The 824-nt window shown below is 63.8% G+C and carries 1 protein-coding gene and 1 pseudogene; both read left to right on the top strand.

The annotated features are described in order from the left end of the window. Positions 1-424 (top strand): hypothetical protein (locus tag P7D22_RS23280; RefSeq protein WP_319936615.1); only part of this gene is annotated, 424 nt, incomplete at its 5' end. A 12-nt stretch (positions 425-436) separates the two neighbouring features. After that, positions 437-772, top strand: a pseudogene (locus P7D22_RS23275) (IS66 family transposase zinc-finger binding domain-containing protein); the annotation flags it as partial. Positions 773-824 lie beyond the last annotated feature (52 nt).

Raw genomic sequence — 824 nt, 5'->3', positions numbered from 1 at the left:
ATCGAGCCCTAACCCGCAAGCTCCAAAACTGTCCACTGAATCGGGTCAATCCCAGGTGTTCTTTCAAGCGTCGGACATCGCCGGCTATCCCGCCACCAACCTGATCGATGCTGGCGTGCATTGGACGCTGGTCTACGAATGGGTCTTCTATCTCACCTTGCCGCTGCTGGCCTTCGCCTGGGCGAAGCTGCGCTTCGAAGGCTGGGCTTTGTTTGTTTTGTCGGTTGCCACGCTCGTGCTCGCCCGCTTGTTCCCCTTGACGCCGCCGCTGCAAAGTTCTTTCGCCGTGCCCTTTGCTCTCGGTGGGCTGGTCAGTGAAATCGGGCGCGTGCCTGCGATACGTCGTCATGCGGCGGGGTGGAAAGGCACGCTGATCTGCGCCAGCGTAATTACCCACCCCCTTGCGCGGGTCGGATTTCGCTGATTCCCTCGTGGAATGGGCCGAAGCGATCTTGAGCGGCTGAGCCGCGAGGAGCTGATCGAACTGGTGCTGCGGCTGCAGCGCCCGGAGAAGACCTCGCGCACGTCGTCGAAGCCGCCCGCAACCGACCGCAAGGAGCGACGGGAGCAATCCAAGCCCGGTGGTGCCAAGCCGGGCCACGAAGGTCATAGCCGCGTGCTGAGCGACGCCCCCAATACGCTGGTCGAGCATCGTCCCGACCGCTGTGCGTGCTGTGGCGGGCCCCTGCATGGGGATCTTCCAGCCGAACTCGTCAGCCTTTCCGAACAGATCGACGTGCCGGAGGTAGCGCCGGTGGTGACCCAGCATCGAGCTACGCGGGAATTTGGGTGACGCGGCAGTCAGGCGGCGCGGTCTGACGTGC

Source organism: Lichenihabitans sp. Uapishka_5 (genome assembly GCF_033947565.1).
Lineage (GTDB): Bacteria > Pseudomonadota > Alphaproteobacteria > Rhizobiales > Beijerinckiaceae > Lichenihabitans.
This window is presented reverse-complemented; position numbering and strand designations above follow the sequence as displayed.